This window comes from Polaromonas sp. P1_E1_2 (assembly GCF_056406035.1).
This window is the reverse complement of sequence record NZ_JBFUAZ010000330.1, coordinates 1-4,582: the sequence shown is the minus strand read 5'-3', so window position 1 is coordinate 4,582 and position 4,582 is coordinate 1. Positions and strand designations below refer to the sequence as shown.

Here is a 4,582-nt window from a genome sequence, read left to right as displayed (position 1 = left end):
GGCAACATCACCATCAACGGCGACTTGACGAGCGGCGGCGCCAGCGCCACCGGCGGCTCGGCGGGCGGCGTGGTCATTACCAATTCCAACATCACCGCAGGCAACGGAACGATCACCATTTCGGGCAACGCGGGCGTGCCGTCCGGTTTGGCGCAGGTTTCACGCGGCGTGCGCCTGGATTCGGGCGCGAAAGTTACCGGGGCCGGCAACATCAGCATCACGGGCCGGGTCGGCACCAGTTCACTGGCCACCAGCGAGGGTTTGCAGTTGGCTGGCGGGGCGGAGGTCTCTAGCACAGGTGGAGACATTGCGTTCACCGGCACGCTGAACAATCCATCCATCTTTGCCGGAACGGGCCTGCATGTCAGCGGCAAGGTGCAGTCCGGCGCCAGCAAGAAAATCACGCTCACCGGTACGGCGACCGTGGGCGGTTCCTCGGGCACCGGTATATTGATCGATGGGGCAGCAGAGCTGCTCGCCGGCACGGGTGGTTTGACCATTGTGGGCACCGTCAACTCTTCGACGACTGCCACCAACGTCATTGGCACATCCATCGTCGCCTCCAGCCCCGGTGCCAGCCCCATCATCAGCTCTACAGGCGCAATAGATATTACTGGCGCCATGAGTGCCAACTCCGCTTCAGGCAACAGCGCTTTACGCATGGAGGGCGGCACCATCAACTCCAATGGCGCGAACATCGTCTTGCGTGGCTCCGGCGTGCCTGCGCCAGCGCCTGTGGCTGCCCGTGATGTCTATCTCGGCGGTACGACGGTCGCCAGCAGTGGCGGCGAAATCCAGATTATTGGCAACCGGGTCGAGATTCTCAGTGCGGTCAATGCAGGGGCCGGCCGGGTGGTGATTGCACCTTTTACCTCCAACCGGGAGATCAAGCTCGAGTCAGGTGTGGGGGGTATTGAAGCCATGACACTGAATTTGGCGGCCTCTGAGTTGGGCTTAATCACGGCCGGTGTGTTGCAGATTGGCACCCTGACGAGCACAGGCGGTATTGAGATCGCTGGCCCCATCACGGCTGCGCCAGGGCCTTTGCCGGTCATCAGCCTGCTCAATGCCGGCAGCATCAGCCAGACGGGAGCAATCAGTGTGGGCAAGCTCAACGCGGTAGGTTCCTCCGTGACCCTGACCAACGCCGGCAACCAGATCGACGAAATCAGCGGGCGCTCTATCACCGGCGCATTCGCCGTTACCAGCAGCAAGGCTGCGCCGCTCACGGTTGGCACGGTTGACGGGTACGCCGGCATCAACTCGGGCGGCAACCCCACCGCGCTCACCAACCTGAACGGCGCCATCGCGCAGACCCAGGCCATTGTGGCCAGCAGCTTCACCGGCAGCGGTGCAGGTGGCGCCAATCTCAACCTGGCTGCCAACCAGATCGGCGCCTTTAATGTCGACAACAGCGGCGCGGGCGATATCGTGCTGCGCAACGGCATCAACACCACACTCACGTCCCTCACCAATACCGGCGCTGGCCGCATCGACGTCGACAACATCGGCACGGTCACGCTGGCGTCAAGCGGCATCACCAGCAGCGGCACGGCCACGGGTACTGCCGCCGGCACAGCGGCGGTGCGCATCAAAGGCTCGCAGGGCATTGTGGCCAGCGGTGCGGCCCCGCACATCAGCAATTCTGCGGGCGGCTCGGTTTACCTCGACGGCGGCGCAGGCAGTGTGGGCACCAGCCCCGCCGGCGCGGTGGGTATTTCCGCTGCGTCCGTCAGTGCGGTGGCGGCAGGCGGCGCCTCGCAAATCAACCTGAGCCTGGCCAACGGCGGCACGCTGGAAAACATCTTCGCGGCGGGCAGCGTCAATGTCACGGCCACTGCCGGTAGCCTGGCGGTCAAGACGGTGTCAAGCAACTCGGTCAGCCTCAGCGCCGCAGCCGGTGCCATCACCGACGCCAACGGCGCGGCGAACAACGTCAGCGGGACGTCGCTGACTGCTTCCTCACAAAACGGCATCACGCTGGGCACCAACGTGAGCGGTGCGCAGGTGCTGAGTACCACGGGCGCAGCCGGTGACATCAGCATCACCGCCGCCAATGCCATCGACACCAGCAACTTCAGCGCGAGCACCAATGCGGGTTCCGCCCAAACGGTCAGCCTGGCTTCGAATGCCGGCATCACGGTGGGCGGCGCGTTCGGCAACAGCCAGGACAAGCTCAAGCTGATCGCGACCGGCGGCAACATCGCCATCAACGGCGCGCTGACGGCCAGCGAACTCACGCTGAACACCGCCGGTACCAGCACACAGAGCGCGGCGATCACTGCCACGGGCCTGGAACTGCTGGGCACCGGCAGCCATACGCTGAACAATGCAGGCAACGCGGTGACCACGCTGGCAGGCAATACCGGCAGCGTCGACTACTCGCAGGCCGGCGCGCTGGCCGTCGGCACCGTCAACACGGCAGGGTTGACTGCCAGCGGCAAGGTGCTGGTGCGCGCCACCGGCGCTGCGGGTGACATCACGCTGAACAACACCGTGACTTCCGGCAGTGCCGCCAATGATTCGCTGGTGCTGGCCGCCGGGCGCAACTTCATCAACAACGCCGGCGCCACGCCGCTGAACCCGGGCGCGGGCCGCTTCCTGGTGTATTCGACCGACCCGACGGCCAACACCTTTGGCGGCTTTGCCTCCACCGGCAACGCTTTCAGCCGTACCTACGCCGCCAATGCTCCCACCGATGCGTCCATGACCTCGCTCAGCGGCAACCGCATGGTCTACAGCGTCACGCCGGTTCTGAACGTGAGCGGCGACAACAAGACCAAGGTCTACGGCGCAACCGATCCGGCGCTGAGCTATACCCTGAACTCCGGCCTGGTGGCGGGCGACACGGCAGGCAGCGCGCTGGCCGGCTTGCTTGCCGCGCCGACCGGCTTCTCAGCATCCGCAGGTACACACGCCATCACGCAGGGCACGCTGGCGGCGGCCCTGGGTTACGGCATCGCCTATACCAACGGCACGCTGACGGTGGACAAAGCCACGCTGACCGTGACCGGCATGGCGGCCAATAACAAGACCTACGATGGCACCGCGACAGCGGCCTTGGGCAACATAGGCACCCTCGCGGGGCTGGCCTACAGCGAGGCACTGACCCTGAGCTCCACGGGCGCCAGCTTCAGTGATGCCAACGCAGCCGCCGGCAAAACCGTCACGGCCACCTACAGCCTGGCCAACGGGGCAGGGGGGCTCGCCAGCAACTACCAGCTGGCTGCGGCTCCCGTCACGGCGACGGCCGACATCGGCAAGGCCACGCTGACTGTCACCGGCATGGTGGCTGACAACAAGACCTACAACGGCAGCACCGCGGCAACCCTGAGCAACATCGGCACGCTGACGGGCCTGGTCAGCGGCGAGGCATTGACCTTGAGCTCCACGGGCGCGAGCTTCGCTGACGCGAATGCCGGCACAGGCAAAACCGCGACGGCTACCTACAGCCTGGCCAACGGCGCGGGCGGGCTGGCCGGCAACTATCAGCTGGCGGCGGCGCCTGTCACGGCAACGGCCAACATCGACAAGGCCACGCTCACCGTGACCGGCGTGGCAGCCAACAACAAAACCTATGATGGCAACGCGACGGCCACACTGAGCAACGCAGGAGCCCTGAGCGGCCTGGTCAGCGGTGAAGCCCTGACCTTGAACTCCACCGGCGCGAGCTTTGCCGACAAGAATGCCGCCACGGGGAAAACCGTAACGGCCACCTACAGCCTGGCCAACGGGGCAGGTGGTTTGGCCAGCAACTATCAGCTCGCGGCCGCGCCCGTTACCACGACCGCCAACATTGCCCAGCTCGGCATCACCGTCAACGCCACGACCGCCAACAAAACCTATGACGGCACCACCGCCAGCAGCAGCACGTTGGCCAGCAGCGGCGTTCTGAGTGGGGATGTCGTCAGCTTCAGCGGCAGCGCGCTGTTTGCGGACCAGAACGCGGGCACGGGCAAGACCGTCAACGTCACCGGTATCGGCGCCGGCKGCATCGATGGAGGCAACTACAACCTGCTGAACACCACGGCCAGCAGCACCGCCGACATTGCCAAGGCCAGCCTGAGCGTTACCGCCAACAACGACAGCAGAACTGTCGGCGCCGCAGCCTATGCCGGCGGCAACGGTGTGAGCTACAGCGGTTTTGTGGCCGGTGAAACAGCCGCCGTGTTGGGCGGCACGCTGACTTACGGCGGCAATTCACAGGGTGCCAGCACCGCAGGCAGCTACGCCATCACGCCTGGCGGCTACAGCGCCGGCAACTATGCGCTGACGTACCTGGACGGCGCACTGACCATCAACCCTGTAGCAACGCTGGTGCCGGTATTGCCGGGCGGCAGCCCGGCAAGCGACGCCTACCTGAGTGCGCTGCGGAACATCGCGAGCCTTGGCGCTTCAGGTGACGGTGGCGGCGCGCAGGGAGGTGGTGCAGACCCCAGTGACGCCCTGAAAGCTGCCGCTGCCGAAGCCGGAAACACGAACGAGGAATAAGCCCACCCCCGTCCAGCCTCACTTCGTGTAGCCTGTTCCCCCCTCAGGGGGCGGCGCCTGCGGTCTGGCAAAGCCAGTCCCGCGGCCCCCG

Annotated in this window: 1 protein-coding gene; it reads left to right on the top strand. The window is 65.7% G+C overall.

Annotated features, from left to right (window positions below; translation table 11 throughout):
* Nucleotides 1–69 precede the first annotated feature (69 nt).
* Nucleotides 70–4,491, top strand: coding sequence for a beta strand repeat-containing protein (locus AC1D1P_RS14865; protein ID WP_477673517.1), 4,422 nt, complete (start codon nucleotides 70–72; stop codon nucleotides 4,489–4,491).
* The last annotated feature ends 91 nt before the right edge of the window (nucleotides 4,492–4,582 follow it).